This is a genomic window from Tissierella sp., assembly GCF_032104385.1.
In the GTDB taxonomy this organism is placed as follows: Bacteria; Bacillota; Clostridia; order Tissierellales; family Tissierellaceae; genus Tissierella.
Genome location: NZ_DAMCHJ010000014.1, coordinates 15,647 through 36,583 on the forward strand (window position 1 = coordinate 15,647; position 20,937 = coordinate 36,583).

At 32.4% G+C, this 20,937-nt stretch carries 18 protein-coding genes; 5 read left to right on the forward strand and 13 right to left on the reverse strand.

Translation table 11 applies throughout. The features are described from left to right. Nucleotides 1-9 precede the first annotated feature (9 nt). The 5 genes from RT714_RS12875 to RT714_RS12895 form a co-directional block, all read right to left on the reverse strand. Nucleotides 10-1,371, reverse strand: coding sequence for an amidohydrolase (locus RT714_RS12875; RefSeq protein ID WP_313758149.1), 1,362 nt, complete (start codon nt 1,369-1,371; stop codon nt 10-12). Continuing rightward, entirely contained in the window at nt 1,364-2,488 is a 1,125-nt protein-coding gene (locus tag RT714_RS12880; RefSeq protein ID WP_313758150.1) for a M20/M25/M40 family metallo-hydrolase, read from the reverse strand. Before RT714_RS12880 ends, RT714_RS12875 begins: the two co-directional genes overlap by 8 nt. A gap of 44 nt (nt 2,489-2,532) precedes the next feature. Continuing rightward, nucleotides 2,533-3,201 carry a hypothetical protein gene (locus tag RT714_RS12885; protein WP_313758151.1) on the reverse strand — a complete coding sequence of 223 codons (669 nt, stop codon included), beginning with the start codon at nt 3,199-3,201 and terminating at the stop codon, nt 2,533-2,535. 20 nt (nt 3,202-3,221) lie between these two features. Continuing rightward, entirely contained in the window at nt 3,222-3,929 is a 708-nt protein-coding gene (locus RT714_RS12890) for a DUF5058 family protein (RefSeq protein ID WP_313758152.1), read from the reverse strand. Between the two features lie 457 nt (nt 3,930-4,386). Further along, on the reverse strand, nt 4,387-5,667 hold the full coding sequence (locus RT714_RS12895) for a hypothetical protein (RefSeq protein ID WP_313758153.1): 1,281 nt from the start codon (nt 5,665-5,667) through the stop codon (nt 4,387-4,389). Between the two features lie 368 nt (nt 5,668-6,035). On the opposite strand from RT714_RS12895, the gene RT714_RS12900 reads away from it, so the two are divergent. The 5 genes from RT714_RS12900 to RT714_RS12920 all read left to right on the forward strand — a co-directional run bounded on the left by RT714_RS12900 (nt 6,036) and on the right by RT714_RS12920 (nt 11,648). Then, complete coding sequence (locus tag RT714_RS12900) at nt 6,036-7,703, forward strand: peptide ABC transporter substrate-binding protein (RefSeq protein WP_313758155.1); 1,668 nt, start codon at nt 6,036-6,038, stop codon at nt 7,701-7,703. 83 nt (nt 7,704-7,786) lie between these two features. After that, complete coding sequence (locus RT714_RS12905; protein WP_313758157.1) at nt 7,787-8,716, forward strand: ABC transporter permease; 930 nt, start codon at nt 7,787-7,789, stop codon at nt 8,714-8,716. Further along, nucleotides 8,716-9,672, forward strand: coding sequence for an ABC transporter permease (locus tag RT714_RS12910; RefSeq protein WP_313758158.1), 957 nt, complete (start codon nt 8,716-8,718; stop codon nt 9,670-9,672). The genes RT714_RS12905 and RT714_RS12910 overlap by 1 nt, the downstream gene beginning before the upstream one ends. A 12-nt stretch (nt 9,673-9,684) precedes the next feature. Then, nucleotides 9,685-10,686, forward strand: a complete 1,002-nt coding sequence (locus tag RT714_RS12915) for an ABC transporter ATP-binding protein (RefSeq protein WP_313758159.1) — start codon at nt 9,685-9,687, stop codon at nt 10,684-10,686. Next, the gene (locus RT714_RS12920) at nt 10,686-11,648 is read left to right on the forward strand and encodes an oligopeptide/dipeptide ABC transporter ATP-binding protein (RefSeq protein WP_313758161.1); all 963 of its coding nucleotides are present in this window, start codon (nt 10,686-10,688) and stop codon (nt 11,646-11,648) included. The genes RT714_RS12915 and RT714_RS12920 overlap by 1 nt, the downstream gene beginning before the upstream one ends. Before the next feature lie 51 nt (nt 11,649-11,699). On the opposite strand, the gene murJ is transcribed toward RT714_RS12920, so the two are convergent. The 8 genes from murJ to RT714_RS12960 all read right to left on the reverse strand — a co-directional run bounded on the left by murJ (nt 11,700) and on the right by RT714_RS12960 (nt 20,862). Continuing rightward, the gene (gene murJ / locus RT714_RS12925; protein ID WP_313758163.1) at nt 11,700-13,229 is read right to left on the reverse strand and encodes a murein biosynthesis integral membrane protein MurJ; all 1,530 of its coding nucleotides are present in this window, start codon (nt 13,227-13,229) and stop codon (nt 11,700-11,702) included. A 111-nt stretch (nt 13,230-13,340) separates the two neighbouring features. After that, nucleotides 13,341-14,210 carry a protease complex subunit PrcB family protein gene (locus tag RT714_RS12930; RefSeq protein ID WP_313758165.1) on the reverse strand — a complete coding sequence of 290 codons (870 nt, stop codon included), beginning with the start codon at nt 14,208-14,210 and terminating at the stop codon, nt 13,341-13,343. Between the two features lie 218 nt (nt 14,211-14,428). Further along, complete coding sequence (locus RT714_RS12935; protein WP_313758166.1) at nt 14,429-15,139, reverse strand: ABC transporter ATP-binding protein; 711 nt, start codon at nt 15,137-15,139, stop codon at nt 14,429-14,431. Next, entirely contained in the window at nt 15,139-15,906 is a 768-nt protein-coding gene (locus tag RT714_RS12940; RefSeq protein WP_313758167.1) for an ABC transporter ATP-binding protein, read from the reverse strand. Before RT714_RS12940 ends, RT714_RS12935 begins: the two co-directional genes overlap by 1 nt. After that, nucleotides 15,893-16,954, reverse strand: a complete 1,062-nt coding sequence (locus RT714_RS12945) for a branched-chain amino acid ABC transporter permease (RefSeq protein WP_313758169.1) — start codon at nt 16,952-16,954, stop codon at nt 15,893-15,895. The genes RT714_RS12940 and RT714_RS12945 overlap by 14 nt, the downstream gene beginning before the upstream one ends. 3 nt (nt 16,955-16,957) lie before the next feature. Then, on the reverse strand, nt 16,958-17,851 hold the full coding sequence (locus RT714_RS12950) for a branched-chain amino acid ABC transporter permease (protein ID WP_313758171.1): 894 nt from the start codon (nt 17,849-17,851) through the stop codon (nt 16,958-16,960). A gap of 23 nt (nt 17,852-17,874) precedes the next feature. Continuing rightward, the gene (locus RT714_RS12955; RefSeq protein ID WP_313758172.1) at nt 17,875-19,041 is read right to left on the reverse strand and encodes an ABC transporter substrate-binding protein; all 1,167 of its coding nucleotides are present in this window, start codon (nt 19,039-19,041) and stop codon (nt 17,875-17,877) included. 204 nt (nt 19,042-19,245) lie between these two features. Beyond that, on the reverse strand, nt 19,246-20,862 hold the full coding sequence (locus RT714_RS12960; RefSeq protein WP_313758174.1) for an amidohydrolase: 1,617 nt from the start codon (nt 20,860-20,862) through the stop codon (nt 19,246-19,248). Nucleotides 20,863-20,937 lie beyond the last annotated feature (75 nt).

The window sequence follows — 20,937 nt, forward strand, 5'->3', positions numbered from 1 at the left end:
TATATAATACTAAATTTTTTTATCTAAAAACTCTTTTTTTATAGTCTTGTCATTTGAATTCATGAAGTTTAAATACTCTTCTTTTGTCATAGCTGGAACAAAATCTCTAAGAATGCTTTTAGCTTCTTTTGCATCATCAAAAAGCAAATCTATTATGGTTAAAGCTAGTGCCTTAGCTGGTTCCAAATAAAGATATTCTTCATCAATTATACAATATTCTTTTGAATGTAACTCTCCTCTTATGCCACCAAACATAGGATGTAAAGTAGGCATTATATGAGATACATCACCTAAATCAAAAGAACCCGTAAAATCTCCTCCTTGTATTATATCCTCTTCTCCAATTCCAAGACTTAATAGATTCTTAAATAATATGTCCTCTATTTCCTGGTGTTTTAACATTGGCAAATATCCTGGTAATTGTTTAATTTCAATATTTGCACCTACAGCCATAGCGCCAGCAATTAAGGATCGATTAACCTTTTCATTTGCGTCTAACATTGCATCTACATTTCTAGCCCTTGTATAGGATTCCATCCTAACATTGGCAGGTACTACATTTACAATGTCTCCTCCCTTTGTTATAATCGGATGAATTCTTACTCTATCACTTTCTTGAAAAGTCTCTTTTTGAGCATTAATATTGTTCATTGCCAATAATGCTGCATTCAGTGCATTTACTCCCTTATGGGGAGCATTACCAGCATGAGCTTCTCTGCCAATGAATGTAATATCTTCCCCAATAAATCCGTTACTCACTGGCCCAACTAATACTTTTTTATTACCTATATCTAAGACATGAAACATAACTGCAATATCAACATCATCAAAAGAACCGTTCCTTATTAATTCTTGCTTTCCTCCAAAATATTGGATAATTCCTTTTTCCCTAAGTTTATTTCTGTAATCCATCTCCACAAATTCTTCTGCAGGAGTTGCAATAAAGTCAATTTTACCGTCTAGTTCCTTATATACATCTGATTTTATAAGACCAATTGCCACAGCTAACATTCCTGCAATCTGAAAATTATGACCACAAGTATGAGAAACCCCTGAAGCTAAAGCATCTGGATGACCATTGCAAACTATTCCATCTAATTCTCCTAAAACTGCAATTTTTGGACCTGACTTATCATAATTTAATTTAGCTCTACAACCAGTATAAGCAATACCCTCATCTACCATATCAAGATTTAATTCCTCTTTGAAAAATTCTTTTACAAGTTTTGTAGTTTCAAACTCCCTATATCCAAGCTCTGGATTTTTATAAATTTTTCTGCCTATCTCAAATATTAAATCTCGATTTTCATCAATTGCAGAAATTACTTTAGACTTCATTATTTCTTTCTTCATTCCCATTTCACTATTCATCCCTTTTTACATATCTCACAATTGCCTCTGTTGTTTTCAATAGTTCATCAATTTCTAAATATTCTTCAACAGTATGAACCTTATTCATTCCAACTCCAATAATAATAGAATTAAATCCTTGTTCAGCAAATATATTACTATCTGAGCCTCCTCCTATTACCTTAAGCTCTGAAGGAACATTAATTTCCTCATAAACCTTTGCAAATTCCCTTGCAAATTTCAAATCATCCTTTGGCTTTAATACTGGATAATCACATTTATAATCCAATTTATAATTGCCGCCAAATTTTTCTATGGCTTCATCACATAATTTTTTATAAGAATCAATAATCTCTAAAATCTTTGCTTCTGAATGACTCCTTACTTCCCCAGTAATCCTACATATATCAGGAACTACATTTGAAGGAAATTCAGAGTTTATTGTGGAAATATTTGATGTAGTTAAATCATCTATTCTACCTATATTCATATGAGATAGAGCATAAGAAGCAATAGAAATAGCATTTATACCTTTTTCTGGCTCTATACCAGCATGGGCTTTTCTTCCTTGAAAACTAATTTCAATATCGTACTTACTAGGAGCAGAATGTGCAATAATCCCAGCATCTCCAGCATTATCAACTACAATCATATTCTTTGAAGGCAGCATATCATGGGGTACCTTATTCCAGTTAAAGTATTTTGCACCAAGCATACCTACTTCTTCACAAGGTGTTAAAACAACATAAATATCTTTATGTGATATTTTCTCCTCCTTAATGGTTCTCAAAGCTTCTATAATGCTAGCTATACCTCCCTTATCATCTCCACCTAATGTAGTACTTCCATCGGTTTTAATAATATTCCCTTCTATTATTGGTTCTACATTTAAATTAGGTTCAATTACGTCCATGTGAGCAGCAAGTGTTACTCCATCTCCTTCTATGTCGCCAGGAAACTTAGCTATAATGGAAGGTGAATCTCCACCATATTGCAGATAACCTTTGTCCAGGTAAATTGATGCACCCATTTCTTTTAATAAGTTAATGAGATATTTCGCATATTCACCCTCTTTTTTTGAAGGTGAATGAATCTTTAACATTTCAACTAGATTATCTAATAATCTTTCCTTTTTCAAAACTATCGCCTCCTAAGATTTATTTCTTAGTAACTTACCTTAATTTATTTACTATCTATTTGCTTGCTTAATTGTCTTTTGGCAAATGCAATTGTTGAAAATACTGCTACTAAAGTAACAATAAATGATGGTTTACCTGGAATAAAGGCTACAACCTTTGTCATTATAAAAGCAATAGCAAGAGCAAATGCACCAGTTTTTGGTGATTTTATTGCAAATTGAGCAAAAACTCCACCAAATAATGCAGGAATAATAAGAGATAGCATTTTCATAAATGATTCAGGCAATGCAGACAATACAGTTTGTCCAGCAAATACAGCTAATAGTAAAAATATAATTCCAATCCATATAGAAACTCCAATTCCTATAGTTCCCATAATTGCTCCTTCATCAGTACCAGATTTATAACCTGATCCCTCTACCGCTGATACTGCTGCTGGTATTCTCATATTTACTAAATTCCCCGATAAGAATCCCATATATAATCCTGCTCTACCAACAATAGGAAAATAACTAATAGGTTCACTAAAATAAAAAGCCCCTGAAACTGACATCTGAGAAATCGCTCCAGCTATAATTGCCCCAAATCCAGGATTAAATCCAAATCCCCAAGTCATGACTACTGGAGGCAAGAAACTTACAAGAAGTCCAAGAAGCATAGTAAATCTACCAATTTTCGTAACATCCTTAATATATTCATCATAAACGTTCATCTATATAATCCTCCTATACTCTAAAATGTTAAAGTTCCAATGATTGCTCCTCCAAACATTGCAATTGTCAGAGCCCATTCTTTTAACCACGTAAATTTCTTTTCTCCTAACTTCAGACAAACAATCATAATAATTAGACCTGAAATTGCTGAAACCGTTATATCAGGGTTTGTCTTAACCTTTAGATAATTACCAATATTAAAATAAGCAAAAGATCCAAGCATAGCCCCTATACTAACTGCTGGTAATAAGGCTTTTCTTCCGCTTGTTAACAAATTATTTACTTTATCCATTCTATGCCCAAATAAAAATACAAATACTATCCATCCAATTGACCCTAATGCCATTGTCCATAGAGCATTTGTAAATACTACAGGAGTCATATTAGTAGAAAGTTCAGATCCTAAAGCTTGAGCTCCAAAGTTGGCTGCCATTGCTTCAAAGTTGGAACCTCCAATTATACTCAATCTAAATGCAGATACAGGAGAACCCATAGTAACTAATAAAGCCAATAAGCTTCCCACAACTCCTAAAGCTGGACCAATACTACCTATTGCACTTGTTTTAATCCCTTTTTTTATCCTAGAATAATCCATCCCCATATCCAAACCAGCCTTAACTGATTTTCTAGTTATTAATACAGATTGAATTAATATAATAGATATGCCTATTACTGATACAATCCACATAATAGGGTGATTTGCATAATATAAATGATTTGTCTCCATTTTTTATTTCCACCTTTCATTAATCATAGAATTAATTAATCTAATTTTATATCTTAATTTTAGAAATACCATTAAAACATTTAAATACTTCAAATTATTATAGCCAAATTCTCATAATTAAATATAGTTTCTTAAAATTCCTTATAATTACTAGTACAATGGTTAATTAACTCTTAACTTATTAATATTCAGTATCTTATCACTTCCTTTTATAATATTTAAATTTAGATTTGAAAGTTTAAATGCTTTTATATAGGTATTCTATAAAATATAAACTACTGGTAAAATCTGGTGATGATTGTTTTTATGTCTTTAATACGTCCTTAATTATGTCCTAAATATGTCCTTAATTGCCTAAATTATATTATATCTTTTTATAATTGTCAATAATCCTTTATTTGCTATAATTAAAAAACTCTAATTAATAAATTAATTAGAGTTTTTTAATCATATATTATTATCTTAATTTAATCTTAATTTTGCGGCGGGGTCTGCCGGCACCTAAGGAATTCTCTAAGTTTGATTCTTCTCCATATCCCTTATCTATAATACTTTTTAGAATACGATTTGCACTGCGTTCACTTATACAAAGTATCTCTGAGAGTTCTTGACTTGTAAATTCATCCCTTCCTAGTTTATTTATTACACCATTAATCTTTTCAATATATTGATAACTGATTCCTATTTCTTTAGATAACTGTAAGGTTTTTTTATTTGCTAAGTTTTTGTATTTAATTTGACTTTTTCTCATAATTGGTCCTACTACATTTTCCCCATCATAAAAATAAATATTACCCTGTTTTTCAAAACTACTCTTTCTTAAAGCATTTCTTGCATTTATTTCAGACTGATAAATAGTTACCCCTTCACCTATGCCTACACCAAGTATTATATTACTTAATTTACAATTGTTTATTATTCTAGATAAAGAATTTATATTCTCTGCACTTAATAATGCCCCTTTATTCGATATAATAAGATACTCATTTGGATTGATAGTCTGCATCATACCTTCTATTTCTTTGGAATACATTAGAATTTCTTCTTCCAGTTGAAGTTGTCCCTCTGTACTATTATAAAGCTCAGGATTTCCTTCTACTACTTGGATGACCTGTATCTGAATTACACGTTCATGGATATTTTTCAATCTAATACTATTTTTCAATTCATCAAATCTACTTTTAATATCAATATTTGTTGCCTGTATTCTATAAACAGGAATATTATGCACTTTCAAATAATTATATATATATCCAAAAGATGTAAAAACACAATCAATCTGTTTGTCTTCATATTTTTTTATATAGTATCTTAAATAATCCTCTTCACTCTTTGAAGGCAAATATCTTTGAATGTCATAGCTTCTAACATTAATATTAAACTCATTAAATACGTCAAGTAAATCCTTTTCTTGAATTATATCTAAGGCAATTTTGGTATTTTTAATATCTCCCCAATCCATACGAAATTCACATAAAGCCTTAATAATACCAATTATTCCTCTTTCTGTATATACAACGGGCTGTTCAAATCTTATTTGTGAAGAAAGCTCAGAATAAACACCTATTCCAGTGAAAAATATACCATCTATTCTAGAATCAATACTTTTTGCCATATCAATAAGTTTTTTTATCTCATCCTCTGCGTATTGGATAAATTCTATATCCTTATTCTCCTGGGAGAGAATTGTATGTATCTTTTCAACCGAATCCGAAGCACCCATTATAGCAATTCTCATATATATCTCTCCTCTCAAAAAAATTACTTAAATATATAAAAAATGAAATCTGCCTAATTATTAATTCAATTTAATACAAAATACAACAAGGTTTTCTACAACTTATTCTAACATAAATATTATGAAAGTGCCATATATGATAATCCTGCACCCTTGGCTATTCTGACCAACAATTTATGAAACATATAAATTTAAAATGCCGTTCTATTTTATTCCAAAAATAAATATACTACCCTAAGACCATTGTATTTACATATTCCATTACCTTGCTACTCTATTAAAATATTGTTATTGAATTTAGTATCAAAAAGTGGTAAAATCATTTAAACAATCTTAATTTTCACAATATTAAAAAGGAGGATTTATATATGAACAAGAAACTTTTAATTTTAGTAAGCTTGTTACTTGTCACAGCCGTTATCTTTACTGGCTGCGTTCCAAAAGGTGGAGATAATTCAGCAAATGATACACCAGCAGCAACAGATACAACACCTGATTCTACACCTACTGGTCCAAAGATTTTAAAAACTAATAATTCCAGTGAGCCAGGCTCTTTAGACCCTGCATTAGCACAAGGAACTCATGAATCTTGGGTTCTAGACCATACTTTCGAGGGACTTATGAAGATTGACGCTGACTTAAATGTTGTTCCTGGCATGGCAAAGGATTACAAGATATCCGATGATAATTTGATCTATACCTTTACACTACGTGATGATGTTAAATGGTCAAATGGCGATCCAGTTCTAGCTTCAGATTTTGAATTTGCTTGGAAAAGAGCATTAGATCCAGAACTAGCTTCAGACTATGCTCACCAACTCTATTATATAAAAGGTGGAGAAGCTTATAATACTGGTAAAGGAAGTAAGGATGATGTATTAGTTAAGGCATTAGATGAAAAAACTCTTGAAGTTACTCTAGAAGCACCTACTGCATATTTCCTAGAATTAACTGCATTCTACACATTATATCCTGTTAATCAAAAAGTTGCAGAAGCAGATCCAAATTGGGCAAAAGATGCTAAAACTCACGTATCCAATGGTCCTTTTACATTAACTGAATGGCAACATAATGCTAGTATAAAGATTAGAAAAAATGAAAATTATTATGACAAAGATAGCGTTAAATTAGATGGCGTTGATTTTGATATTATTGATGATGAAAACACTGCATGGCAAAAGTATGAAGGCGGAGATTATGATTTCCTTTCTCCATTGCCACAAGCTGTAGTAGCACAGATGAAAGCTAATAATAATCCTGAATTAATAATCGGTGCAGAGGTAGGTACTTACTACTATAATCTAAACTCTAAAGTTAAACCATTTAACAATGTTAAGGTTAGAAAAGGATTGTCCATGTCATTAGACCGTCAAACCATAGTTGATAAAATAGCCCAAGGTGGTCAAATTGCAGCTGAAGGTGTTGTTCCATTTGGTATGCATGATGAAAATGGAAAAGAATATCGTGATAACGTTGGTAAATTAGCAGAATTTAACTTAGAAGAAGGTAAAAAATTATTTGCCGAAGGTTTAGCTGAAGAAGGTATGAAACCTGAAGACTTCAAAAATATAGTTCTTCTATATAATACTTCAGAAGGACATAAGAAAATCGCTCAAGCAGTACAAGAAATGTGGAGAGTTAATCTAGGAATTGAAGTACAACTTGAAAACGTAGACTTCCAAGTTAAACTTGATAGGGAAAAAGCTGGAGATTATCATATCTCTCGTGCTGGTTGGATAGGAGATTATATGGATCCTATTACTTTCCTAGAACTATGGCATAGTGAATCAAGTTTCAATGATGCAAAATACAATAATCCTGAATACGATAAATTAATTAACATAGCTAAGACCAGTCCTGATGCTAAAGAACGTTTTGATGCTATGAGAAATGCTGAGAAAATTGTTATGGCAGATATGCCTGTAGTTCCTCTTTATTTCTATACTCAACCATATGCTCAAAAACCATATTTAACAGGAGTATATAAACCATTAGTTAACTATCCAAGATTGACTTATGCAGATATAAACAAATAGATATATGGGCGAGCAGAGCTCGCCCCTACTCTATATATAGGTAAATTATCATACTTAATTTAAAACATCAAAGGAGGGGGAATATGAAAAAATACCTTTTTAAACGACTAATTATGTCAGTTATTACCCTTTGGGCTATTATAACTATTACTTTTTTTCTAATGCACTCCATACCTGGCAATCCCTTTAGAAAAGAAGGAAAAATGCCAGAAGTGGTTTATGAAAACCTTTTAAAGAAATATGGCTTAGATAAACCAAAGTCTCAGCAATATGTAATATATTTAAAAAATCTTTTAAAAGGAGATTTTGGAGATTCTATGAAATCCAGAACGGAAACAGTAAACGATATGATAAGACGTGGATTTCCAATATCAGCATATTTAGGAGCAGAAGCCCTAATCATTGCCATAATTTTTGGTCCTGCTTTAGGAGCTTTGGCAGCCTTATACCAAAATAAGGTTCCAGATTATATTTCCATGATAATTGCAATTATAGGTATTTCTGTTCCAAGTTTTATAATGGGTACAGTTCTAATCCAATTCGTTGCAAAAAACGTATCTTGGCTTCCTATAGGAGGATGGGGAGAATTTAAACATACATTGCTTCCCGCATTGGCACTATCTTTAATGCCTTTGGCTTATATGGCAAGGCTTATGCGTTCTAGTATGTTAGAAGTTTTAGGACAAGACTATATTAAAACTGCTAAATCCAAAGGAATTTCCAAAGCTGCTGTTATTATAAAACACGCCGTAAGAAATGCTATACTTCCTATAATATCTGTTCTTGGAACTTTAATTTCCAATCTTCTAGTTGGTAGTTTTGTTATTGAGAAGATATTTGGTATTCCCGGACTTGGAAAATTCTTTGTTCAATCTATTAATAACAGAGATTATACCCTTATAATGGGAACTACGATTTTTTATGCCATTATACTAATAGCTTTACTGCTATTAGTAGATATTGCATATATGTTTATTGACCCACGTATTAAACTTACTAAGGAGGGACGTTAATGGAAAGTCAAACTAAATTTACTAATGAATTTACTCAAGAAATGTTTGAACCTGCATCTTCGGAAGATAGAAATGCAGAAAAGATTAGACGTCCAAGTATAAAATACTGGCCAGATGTTTGGCGTAGACTAAAACAAAACAAATTAGCAATGACAGGTCTTGTAATAATAGTGCTTATGATTATCATGTCTATTGCAGGACCATTTATTAACGGCTTTAGCTATTTTCAACAGGATTATGCTAAAATTAATTTGCATCCTAACAGCACTCATTGGTTTGGTACTGATGAGCTGGGACGTGATCAATTTACAAGGGTCTGGTATGGCGCTAGATACTCTCTAATAATTGGAATACTTGCTGCTGCTATTGATTTCATTATAGGTGTAATATATGGAGGAATCGCTGGAATATCTACAAGACGTGTGGATTCCATTATGATGCGTATTGCAGAGGTTATCTATAGTATTCCTTATTTGCTTATAGTAATTCTTCTGTCAGTAGCATTCTCAAAGGAAGGCTCTGGTACATCTTTATTTGTGCTAATATTAGCCATGACTCTTACAGACTGGGTTCCTATGGCAATATTAGTTAGGGGTCAGGTACTTCAATTAAAAGAATCTGAATATTCCTTAGCTGCCGAATCCCTTGGAGCTCCAAAGGGATGGATTTTAAGAAAACATATAATTCCAAATACATTGGGACCAATTTTAGTAAATATAACCCTTACTATTCCTAGGGCAATATTTGCTGAAGCTACTCTTGGTTTCTTAGGTCTTGGATTTCAAGCCCCAAAATCAAGTCTTGGTTCCTTAGCTAACGATGGTTTGGCAGGTATGGCTGTAGGAAATTCTTATCAAATAATTATACCAGCAATATTTATTTCCTTAATAATGTTTGCTTTTAATGTATTAGGTGATGGCCTTCGTGACGCATTAGACCCAAGACTACGTAAATAGAGAGGTGGAAAAATGGAAAAACTATTAGAAGTCAAAAACTTATCTGTATCTTTTAAGACATTCTTTGGAGAGGTAGAGGCCGTTCGTAATATTAGTTTTGATGTAGGAAAATCACAGACTGTAGCCATTGTTGGAGAATCTGGATGTGGAAAAAGTGTTACTGCCAACTCCATAATGCAATTACTACCTATGCCGCCTGCTTTCTTTAAAAATGGAGAAATAATATTTGATGGCACTGATTTATTAAAAAAATCAGATAAAGAAATGCAAGCTATTCGTGGCAATGAGATTTCCATGGTATTCCAAGATCCTATGACCTCTTTGAACCCAACTATGAAAATTGGAAAGCAAATTGTTGAAGGTCTTGTTAAGCATCAAAGATTATCTAAAGATGATGCAAAGAAAAAAGCCATAGAAATGCTAAATCTAGTAGCAGTACCTCAACCTGAAAAAAGAATTAACCAATATCCACACGAGTTTTCTGGTGGTATGAGACAAAGAGTAATGATAGCCCTTGCAATGGTATCTACTCCAAAATTATTGATTGCTGATGAGCCTACTACTGCCCTTGACGTTACAGTACAAGCTCAGATTCTAGAACTTATGAAGGAAATACAGCAAAAATTATCCATGTCAATTATACTAATCACCCATGATTTGGGAATTGTAGCAGATATGAGTGATAAAGTAATAGTTATGTATGCAGGACAAATTTTAGAGGAAGGATTTACGGATGAAATATTTAAAGCTCCAAAGCATCCTTATACTAAGAAACTTTTAGCTTCTGTTCCTCGTTTAGACATGTCTAGGAATGAGCCTCTTCACTCAATTGAAGGGACACCACCTGATTTATATATTCCGCCTAAAGGATGTTCCTTCTACGATAGATGTGATCATGCAATGAAAGTTTGCAAGGAATATATGCCTGAATTTGATAATCACAGCGGAACCCATAAAAGTCGTTGTTGGCTAAATCATCCAATGGCAAAAGTTTCTGAAGGGAGAGAAAGCTAATGGTAGAACCTTTAATATCTGCAAGAAATATTAAGAAACATTTTGACGTAGGGGAAGGAATGCTAAAGGCCGTAGATGGCATTAGCTTTGATATATATCCTGGAGAAACCTTCGGATTAGTTGGAGAATCTGGATGTGGAAAATCTACTGCAGGTAGAACCATTATAAGACTATATGAACCTACAGACGGAGAATTAATATTTAATGGAAAGAACGTCTATAGTCTTTCCCACCGTGAAATGCAGGAAGTTAGAAAGAATTTTCAAATGATATTTCAAGACCCCTACGCTTCTCTAAACCCTAGGATGACTGTAGAGGAAATAGTTGCAGAGCCACTAGATATTCATCACGCTTATAAAAATAAAGAAGAACGTAAAGAAAGAGTCGTAGAATTATTGAAATTAGTAGGATTAAACGAAGAACATTCAATGCGTTTCCCCCACGAATTTTCTGGTGGTCAAAGACAAAGAATTGGAATTGCAAGAGCATTGGCATTGAATCCAAAATTTATAGTTTGTGACGAACCTATTTCAGCTCTAGATGTATCAATCCAAGCCCAAGTAGTAAACCTATTAAAGGAATTGCAGGAAAAACTAGGTCTAACCTATATGTTTATAGCCCATGATTTATCCATGGTAAGATATATATCTGATAGGGTTGGTGTAATGTATCTAGGTCATATGATGGAATTGGCTCCATCGGAGGAATTATATGAAAATCCAATCCATCCATATACAAAGGCTTTATTATCAGCAATACCAATACCAAATCCCGAAATTCAAAGATCTAGACATAGGATAATGCTGGAAGGCGATGTGCCAAGTCCAATCAATCCTAAAGAAGGCTGTAGATTTGTGGATAGATGCTCCTATGCCATAGATAAATGTAGAGAGGCAACCCCTATGTTTGAAGAAATAAAACCAAATCATTTTGTAGCTTGTCATAGGGGAAGAGAGTTATAAGAACTGAAAATTAAAAGAGATAAAAGAAACGATGCTTTGCATCGTTTCTCTTTATCTCTTGAATATAACACCTAGTTCCTTTACTTTAAATACAATACATAAAATAAAATATACTACTGCCCCAACTACTACTGATACTAATAATAACAACATTTTCATGACTTTTGTAGTTGCTATTATAGCTCCTAGTTTATAGTATATTAAAAAAACTACAACTCCCATACATAATGAAGCTGCAAAGGTTTTTATAAAACAAATTAAATATTTAATTAGACCTATTGAACCGATTTTTCTCCTAAGACTTAAAAACAGCATAATAGTAGTTACAGTTGCTGATATACTTGTAGCTAATGCTAAACCCATATGCGCCATAGGTTTTATTAGTAGTAAATTTAATACTAAGTTTATAATCACTGCTACCATGCCATTTATCATAGGTGTTTTAGTGTCTTGTAGTGAATAATATACTCTATTAAGCATTAAACGCAAGGATGAGCCTACTAATCCTATAGAATAATATATAAGTGCCTGACTAGTCATATAGGTCGCTAACTCATCAAAAGCATTTCTTTGAAAAAATAAGTACACCATAGGTTCTGCTAATATCAAAAGTCCTATTGTAGCTGGTACAGTTATAATAAGTATAATATTAATCCCACGTCCCAAAATTTCCTTTACCTTTTCATTGTCATTTTGTGAAAATGCCTGGGATAGCATTGGAAATATTACTGTAGTTATAGCCATTATAAACACTGCTATGACCATATCATTGACCTTAGAAGCATAACTAAGAGCTGATATACTACCTTCTATTAATCCCGATGCCAAAGTCTTATCTATAATTACATTTATCTGCTGTACTGCGGAGCCAATAAGTACTGGAAGTATTAAAACCATTGCCTTATTTAAGTATCTATCTTTTAAGTTTATCTCAAGTTTATATCTATAGCCCATATGTCTAACTGCAGGTACCAATATTAGAAATTGAGCAAATGCAGCTATTACGGATATTATCATTAAGGTAACCACACTAGAATCCTTTGCAAAGAAAAATAAATAAATTAAAAATACAAAATTATATGGTAAACCTGATATAGCTGGCGGTCCAAATATTTGACTGCTATGAAGTAATCCTGAAAATATATATGTAAATCCTAAAAATATTGCTATTGGAAGCCCTACCCTATTTAGCTTTACTGCCAAGTCAAATTGCTCACCTTGAAAGCCTTTTGCTAATATCTTAATAATTGCAGGTGAAAATATATAGCCTAGTACAACTATAAATATGGTAATTATCAGTACTATATTAAAAATATTATTCAAATATTTTAATTTCCCCTTTCTACCATATTTCTCTCCTATTTCAGAAAATATTGGTATCAATGTAGTATTTAGGGCAGCACCTAACGTTCCCATTATAATTACAGTAGCTGTTATAGCTACAAAATAGGTATCTGTTTCCATACCTGAACCAAATCTATTGGCTATCATAACCTCTCGAATAAACCCTAAAGCCTTAGATATTAATGTAAATATGGATATCATTGCTGCTGATTGTGCAAGTTCTCGTTTTTTACTCATTATATTCACCTTTTCACCCTATCTTATATTTATAATAATTGTATCAAAAATGTTTATTAGTGTCATCTGTTATCTCTTTTATATTAATAGCCTATAATATAAAAAAGCAATCTATTTAATTGATAGATTGCTTTTTAATCCTTCTATAGTAAATACATAAGGAGTACCTATTAATTTATTCTTATCAATTTCTATAGTCATGGTTTTATAAGTAATAACCTGCAGCTGCATACTGTCTGCCTTTGGTGGTATAATGTTTAGATATACTTTATATCCATCTTTATGCCTTAATATTTTATCAACATCTAAGGAATATCCTGGCGTTGGAAATTCTTTAGTAATAGTGACTAATACATTGTCCGTTCCTTCCTTTACTACTATAGCTTCCTCTCCATTATAAGACTGAGCTATTCCTGCAATATTAAATGATATTTCCTTTATTCCCCTCATCTCTTCTAATACTCCTTTCAATCTTTGCAAGATTATTATGGCTTCAGCCTGAGTAACCTTTCTATCTGGTGCAAAATTTATACTTGAAACACCATTGATAATCTTCAAATTAAATAATACTCTTAGTAATTCTATGCTATCTTTATTCATAGTATTAATATCTTGGAAAGGAAGTTCTTGATTTTCATATTTTATTGTATCTATAGATATTAATTTGTTACCAATTATATCTACTAATTCTTTCCTAGTTAAAGGTTCATATATACCAATATTATTTGTAATTTCATCTAATCCATAATCCTTAAATAAAGATGCTAAAGACAATGTAAAATCTTTCTTAGAAATATTATCCTCAGGATTAAGTTTATTAAATTTGTCCTTGGCTAAATAGGGGAAATAATAAGCCACAAAGTCCTTTTCAATAAGATCCTTAGACCAATGATTAATTAATTTATCATCAATACTAGCAAAAGCGAATACATTTGTAGAAAGAATCAGTAATATTACAACCATAGATACCAACTTTTTCATGTAATCATCCCCTTTTAAATTTAGTGAATAACTAATAGTTATAAAAATTAAAGACCTAATAGCTTGACCCAAAACTATTCACTCTTCACCATTAATTAATATTATATCCTAATAAAGTAAAAAAGTAGTTACATTATGATTACAAAACAATAACTTCACTTTTTGGTGCCAGGCACCAAAAAATGAAGTTATTCTCAATATTCACTATTAATTAGCTTTTACTTCGCTTCTCCTAAATATGCTGCTTGTACTTTTTCATCATTTAACAATTCTTGTCCTGGGCCTTCAAGCACTAAAGAACCTGTTTCAAGAACATAGGCATAGTCAGCTATTTCTAACGCCTTCTTTGCATTCTGCTCAACTAATAATATTGTATTCCCTTGACTGTGAATTTCCTTTATAATATCAAATATATCTTTTACTAATAATGGTGCTAATCCCAATGAAGGCTCATCTAACATAAGTACCTTAGGTCTTATCATTAAAGCTCTTCCTACTGCAAGCATCTGCTGTTCTCCACCAGAAAGTGTTCCTGATTTTTGCCAAGACCTTTCCTTTAATCTAGGAAATAGCTCATATACCTTATCTATATCCTTCTTTATCTCTGGCATATCACATCTTGTATAGGCTCCAAGAATTAGATTTTCCTCTACCGTAAGATTTGCAAATACCCTTCTTCCCTCAGGAGATAGAGCTATACCCTTTTTTACTATTTCCATAGTCTTAAGATTAGTTAAATCATCTCCATCATATTCAACTTTCCCATCTTCCTTTTTTACTAAATTCATTATAGCCCTTAGGGTGGAAGATTTTCCTGCTCCATTTGCACCTATTAAAGTAACTATTTTATTTTCTTCAATATTAATATTTATACCTCTTAAGGCCTTAATTCCTCCATAACTAACATGAAGATTTTTTATAGTAAGCATCATTCCACCCCCAAATACGCTTCAATAACTTTAGTATTACTTTGGATTTCTCCTGGATTGCCTTCTGCAATTAAAGTTCCATGGTCTAATACAAATATCTTTTCGCAAATACCCATAACAACTTCCATATGATGCTCTATTAAAAATATAGTTAAATCGAATTCTTTCTTTATATCCCCTATAAACTCCATTAGCTCTTGAGTTTCTTGAGGATTCATTCCCGCTGCTGGTTCATCTAGGAGTAATAGTTTAGGATCTGTTGCTAAAGCTCTAGCTATCTCTAATCTTCTCTGCTTACCATAGGGTAGAGAAAATGCCTTTTCATCCTTTTCATCATATAGCTCAACTTTCTGCAACAAATACTTGGCTTTTTCCATTATCTCTTTTTCTTCCTTACTATAATTGGGCAATCTTAATACGGAGGAAAATATATCGGATTTAAGCCTTAAATGCCCACCTATAAATACATTATCAAGAACCGATAATTCTTTGAATAATCTAATATTTTGGAAGGTACGACATATTCCTAAATGTGCTATTTGATCTGGTCTAAGGTTTGATATTACCTTCTCATTTCCTTCTGGATTAAAAATAACTTGTCCCTCTGTTGGTCTATATACACCTGTAACCACATTAAATACAGTAGTCTTTCCTGCACCATTAGGTCCTATTAGTCCTACTATTTCTCCGTCTTTAATATCTGCTGTAAATTTATTTACTGCAACAACCCCGCCAAATCTCATAGTTACATTATCAATTTTTAGCATATTTACCCCTCACTTTCCCTAGGGCATTCTTTATGAACCCATCCTTTTTAAATATAACTACTAACATTAAAATAAGTGAAAATACTACCATTCTAAGCCCTGGTAGTGCAGGGGTTGTCATAAATCCCAAATTCATAGGTTCGTCTAAGAATCTAAGGGCTTCCATTGCTATAGTTATTATTATTGCCGCTATGGCTGTACCATTAATATTTCCCATGCCACCTAATACTACCATTAGTAGAATATTAAAAGTGAGGGCAAATTTAAATAAAGTCGGGTCTATTGTTCCTAAAGATGCTGCTAAAAGACCTCCCCCAACTCCAGCTAAAAAAGAACCAATAGTAAAACTCATTACCTTATGTTTAAATAAATTGATTCCCATGGATCTAGCTGCAATCTCATCTTCACGAATTGCCTTAAATGCCTTACCATAACTACCCTTCATCAGCAATTTCATAAATACAATGGTAAGGATGGCTATACCCCAAGACCATAGAAGATTAACCTTTGGCTGCACTTTAAATATTTCTGCTAAGAAATCATTTGTAATCTTTGGTATTCCCTTAAGCCCTAAAGAACCATTAGTTATACTTTGCATATTAATAATTACAACTCTAATAATCTCAGAAAAACCTAATGTAGCAATAGCCAAGTAATCATCAGTTAATTTTAAAACTGGAGCACCAATTAGAAATCCAAATAAGGCTGCCATAAGTCCTCCCATAATCAAGGCAAGAATAAATGGCATATTAAGATTTAAAAGAAATGGTGCCATTGGCTTCATGTAGAAATTCATTTCTTTGGCTGCTGTAGGCATAGTAAGAATCGCTACAGTATAGGCTCCTATTGCCATAAATCCAGCATGTCCTAAAGAAAATAGTCCTGTAAATCCATTGATTAAATTCATGCTTAGAGCAAGAATTATATAAATTCCACAAAGATTTATAATTGTAACCTTGTAATTATCTAAGAAAATATTTAAAAAAATCAATCCTATTAAAACTATTCCTATCAATAATATATTAAAAAGTAATTTATTCTTCTTCATAGGCTACACCTTCTCCGCTATTTTTTCTCCCATTAAACCTGTTGGTTTAACAAGGAGTATAACAATCAGTAGTACAAAGGCAAATGCATCCCTATATCCTGTTAACTGAGGTAAAAATGCTACAAGAAGTATTTCTCCTAGTCCTAGAATAAATCCACCTAGCACTGCACCAGTAATATCTCCTATGCCTCCAATTACTGCTGCTATAAAGCATTTAAGGCCAGGTAATACTCCCATATGAGGCATAAGCTGAGGATATTTTATTCCCCACATAATACCACCTACTGCTGCTAAAAAAGAACCTATAAAGAAGGTTGTAGATATTATCCCGTTAATATTTATTCCCATTAAACTAGCTGCTTCATAATCCTTAGATAGTGCTCTCATTGCCATACCAGTTCTTGTTTTTTGAATGAAAAAATTTAAACCAATCAAAAGAATTACTGTAACTACTGGGATTACAAAGTTTACAAGAGAGATTGAAACTCCCCCCACATTTGCTATTTTATTAAAAATATCAGGGGTTGGGAAGGCCTTAGGCCTTCCACCAAATATCAATACACCTAGGTTTTGTAATAAAAATGATGCACCTATGGCTGATATAAGAATTGTAATTCTCGGTGAACCCCTTAGAGGTTTATAAGCAAGTCTTTCTAAAAGCAATCCCAAAATTCCAGTAATGATTGCAACAAGTATAAATACTATATACCAAGGTATTGAAGTATATGTTATACCATAGAATGTTAAATAAACACCTAGCATAAAAATATCTCCATGGGCAAAGTTTATTAATCTTAATATCCCATAAACCATAGTATATCCAATGGCAATTAGAGCATAAAGACTTCCTAATGAAATACCATTAGCCATATGTTGTGCAAACTCTTGTATGCTCATCACAATTCCTCCATTAATTTAACTTATTTTATTGGCTCTACTGTTGTTAGATAAACGAACTTACCATCTTTTACTTGATTTATGACTGCAGATTTAACAGCATCTCCATTCTCATCCAAAGTAATAGCTCCTGTTGAACCTATAAAATCCTTAGTTTCTGCAAGCTTTTCTTTTATAGCCACCGAATCAGCTGAACCAGCCTTTTCAATAGCATCTATAATTACCATATAAGCATCATAACCTAAAGCTGCAAAAGCGTTAGCATCTTTATTAAATTTAGCTTTATAGTCTTCTAAGAAAGTCTTAGATACTTCTGTTACAGGAGATTCCGAAGTAAAGTGTGTACTATATACTGCACCTTCTACTGCAGCACCACCTATATCTATAAACTCTGGAGCTTCCCAAGTGTCTCCCCCAAGAATTGGAACTGTAATACCTAAATCTCTTGCTTGTTTAATTAATAAAGCTGATTCACCATAATTTCCTGGTGCAAATATTACATCTGGATTTAAAGATTTTATATTAGTTAATTGAGCTGAGAAATCTTGATCTCCTGTATTATAAGAAGCTTTTCCAACTATAGAATCTTGAGAACCAGTTAACTCTACAAACGCTTGCTCAAAATATGTGGAAAGTCCTACGGAGTAATCTTGTTGTACGTCTTGAATTATAGCAGCTTTACTTGCACCTAAATCGTTAAATGCATAATTAGCCATAACTGTACCTTGGAATGGATCAATAAAACATACTCTAAAATAATAATCATTATTTAAAGTAACAAGTGGATTAGTTGGTGAACAACCCACTGCTGGAACTTTGGCAGCCTTAACAATATCTCCTGCAGCCATAGATAATGAACTGCTATAACTACCTATAATTGCAACTACCTTATCCTTATCAATAAGACGAGATGCTGCATTTGCCGCCTCAACCTTATCTGACTTATTATCTACTATTACTAATTCTACTTTTTTACCTAATACTTCTCCTACTTTTTCATTAGCTAGCTTAATACCTTCTACTGTCATCTCTCCACCAGCTGCACTAGACCCTGTCATAGGCTCAAATACACCTATTTTAATAACATCACTACTGCTATCTGAACCCGATGTTTCCTTGGTTCCGCATCCAGCTAGAGAGCCCAGGATTAAACTCACTGACAAAATCAATAAAAATACCTTTCTCTTCATTCAAATTCCTCCCTTTTATTTTATTAAAGACATGAATTAAATGCCTCAAATACTTAATTATGCAGGAATTATTATGTCGCTTTTTCATTGTAACATTATAACACTTAGTTAGAATAAAGTCAATTATGCAACTTTTTGAAATATTTAAACATAAGGACAAGTCTTCCGTTCCAGTTTTAGAGCGGAAGACTTGTCCCTGTGTTCTTATACTAATTCTCCACCAAATATAGTAGCTACAACCTCTACATCTTTTATATTATCCTCTTCTATATTAAATATATCTTTAGATAATACAACTATATCCGCAAACTTTCCTTCTTCTAAGGAGCCTTTTATATTTTCTTCAAATGAAGCATAAGCTCCTCCCATAGTATAACCATATACTGCTTCATCTACTGTTAATTTCTGTTCTGGTAACCATCCTCCCTGTGGATTTCCCTCTAAATCTTTTCTTGTAACAGCCTCATATATTCCTTTCATCACATTAAATGTTTCTACAGGAGAGTCAGAGCCACAGGCTATAGTTATATTTTTATCTAGCATAGTCTTCCAATTATATGAGGTGCTTTCTCTATCTTCTCCCACTCTACTCCTTACAATTTTCCAATCATAATCTAAAAATATAGGTTGAATATAAGCAATTATTTGTAGTTCTGCAAGTTTATTTAAAAGTTCTTCATCGGTTATTTGACAATGTACTATACCATGTCTATGATTATCCTTAGGATTCTTGTCTAAAGCCTTTTCTATGCTTTCCAAAGCCATATACATCGCCCTATCTCCTATACCGTGAATCGCCAGTTGAATATTATATTGGTTTGCTAAATCTACTATAATATCTAATTCATCTTGAGACAATTTAGTTATACCCTTATTATTACAATCATCAGAGTAAGCCTCGGTCAGTGCCGCTGTTCTAGCTCCTAAAGAACCATCCACCAGTAATTTCAAAGGTCCTAGTTTAAAAAACTTATCTCCCCAAGACGTACTATATCCTTTATCTATGAAACTTTGCAATTTATGTTTATCTTGAATTAAAAATTGCTCATATACTCTTACCTTCAATTTATTTTCTTCTTTTAATTCCTGATATGCCAATATTATTTTTTCATAATCTACATCTGGAAATGCATCAAAATCATCTGTTCCAACTGAAGTAACTCCATATTTATTCAAATCTTCAATAGCCCTTACCATCATATTCTTTATATCCTCTACTGTAGGGCTAGGCAGTTTAGAATATACTAATCCAAGAGCATTTTCCCTAAATATCCCCAAAGGCTCTCCATTTTCATCTAAGTCAAAATGTCCCCCATCTACTTGCGGTGTGTCTTTTGTTATATTTAACAACTCTAATGCCTTGCTATTTACTACAACAATATGTCCGCATGCTCTTCCTATTAAAATAGGATGCTCTAAAGATATATTGTCCAAATCATATCTTGTAGGGAATCTCTTTTCTCCTATGAAATAGTCTTGATTCCAGCCCCTGCCATTAACCCATTCCCCTTTTTCTATAGCTTTTTCTTCTATAACATTCTTTATTACACTATTTATCTGATCTATAGAATTTGCCCCTCCAAGTTCTATCCTATTTAAAGAATATCCGTAACTTAATAAATGCATATGGCTATCATTAAATCCTGGCAATACTACTTTTCCTTCTAAATCAATAATTTTTGTATTATTATTTTTTAGAGTCATTATTTCTTCATTACTACCTCTTTTTTCAATAATATCCCCTTTAATACCAATAGCTTCAACTATATTTCTTTCTTCATCCATAGTATGAATTTTTCCGTTTATTAGTATCAAATCCACTATATCCCCTCCTCTTATATTTATTTACATTATACTACAATAAAAATAAAATAACTTCCTCTTTTGGTGCCTGGC

Excerpts from the sequence above, each read along its gene's own strand:
- RT714_RS12875 (WP_313758149.1), bottom strand. The coding sequence starts at position 1,371 with ATGAATAGTGAAATGGGAATGAAGAAAGAAATAATGAAGTCTAAAGTA.
- RT714_RS12885 (WP_313758151.1), bottom strand. The coding sequence starts at position 3,201 with ATGAACGTTTATGATGAATATATTAAGGATGTTACGAAAATTGGTAGA.
- RT714_RS12890 (WP_313758152.1), bottom strand. The coding sequence starts at position 3,929 with ATGGAGACAAATCATTTATATTATGCAAATCACCCTATTATGTGGATT.
- RT714_RS12895 (WP_313758153.1), bottom strand. The coding sequence starts at position 5,667 with ATGAGAATTGCTATAATGGGTGCTTCGGATTCGGTTGAAAAGATACAT.
- RT714_RS12900 (WP_313758155.1), top strand. The coding sequence starts at position 6,036 with ATGAACAAGAAACTTTTAATTTTAGTAAGCTTGTTACTTGTCACAGCC.
- RT714_RS12905 (WP_313758157.1), top strand. The coding sequence starts at position 7,787 with ATGAAAAAATACCTTTTTAAACGACTAATTATGTCAGTTATTACCCTT.
- RT714_RS12910 (WP_313758158.1), top strand. The coding sequence starts at position 8,716 with ATGGAAAGTCAAACTAAATTTACTAATGAATTTACTCAAGAAATGTTT.
- RT714_RS12915 (WP_313758159.1), top strand. The coding sequence starts at position 9,685 with ATGGAAAAACTATTAGAAGTCAAAAACTTATCTGTATCTTTTAAGACA.
- RT714_RS12920 (WP_313758161.1), top strand. The coding sequence starts at position 10,686 with ATGGTAGAACCTTTAATATCTGCAAGAAATATTAAGAAACATTTTGAC.
- murJ (WP_313758163.1), bottom strand. The coding sequence starts at position 13,229 with ATGAGTAAAAAACGAGAACTTGCACAATCAGCAGCAATGATATCCATA.
- RT714_RS12930 (WP_313758165.1), bottom strand. The coding sequence starts at position 14,210 with ATGAAAAAGTTGGTATCTATGGTTGTAATATTACTGATTCTTTCTACA.
- RT714_RS12935 (WP_313758166.1), bottom strand. The coding sequence starts at position 15,139 with ATGCTTACTATAAAAAATCTTCATGTTAGTTATGGAGGAATTAAGGCC.
- RT714_RS12940 (WP_313758167.1), bottom strand. The coding sequence starts at position 15,906 with ATGCTAAAAATTGATAATGTAACTATGAGATTTGGCGGGGTTGTTGCA.
- RT714_RS12945 (WP_313758169.1), bottom strand. The coding sequence starts at position 16,954 with ATGAAGAAGAATAAATTACTTTTTAATATATTATTGATAGGAATAGTT.
- RT714_RS12950 (WP_313758171.1), bottom strand. The coding sequence starts at position 17,851 with ATGAGCATACAAGAGTTTGCACAACATATGGCTAATGGTATTTCATTA.
- RT714_RS12955 (WP_313758172.1), bottom strand. The coding sequence starts at position 19,041 with ATGAAGAGAAAGGTATTTTTATTGATTTTGTCAGTGAGTTTAATCCTG.